Origin of the sequence: Chryseobacterium sp. SIMBA_029, assembly GCF_046535275.1 — a bacterium.
Classification (GTDB): domain Bacteria; phylum Bacteroidota; class Bacteroidia; order Flavobacteriales; family Weeksellaceae; genus Chryseobacterium.
Map to the genome: position 1 here is coordinate 1 of NZ_JAWRXA010000197.1, position 286 is coordinate 286.

Consider the following 286-nt stretch of genomic DNA (forward strand, 5'->3'; position numbering starts at 1 on the left):
TGTTGCTGCTGCTGACGGACCAATAGAAGCCGGAACTGATGAAATAATGTAAATGATAGTAGGAACCATAATTAATCCCACTCCTAATCCCTGAAGAAATAACGGAATGTAATAGTTGAATTCATCAGCCTGAACATCAAAGGAATAATACATCAGTGCATGAAAGGCAAGCAACATAAGAAACCCGGGTCCCCAGATATATTGAATTCTTTTCTTCTGCAATACCATACAGCAGGCAATAATTACCCCAATAACAAGTCCACAAAGATTAAAAATATTAATATAG

The 286-nt window shown here is 36.7% G+C and carries 1 pseudogene; it reads right to left on the minus strand.

From position 1 onward, the window contains the following. Positions 1–286: pseudogene (locus SB679_RS23805) on the minus strand (beta-carotene 15,15'-monooxygenase); the annotation flags it as partial.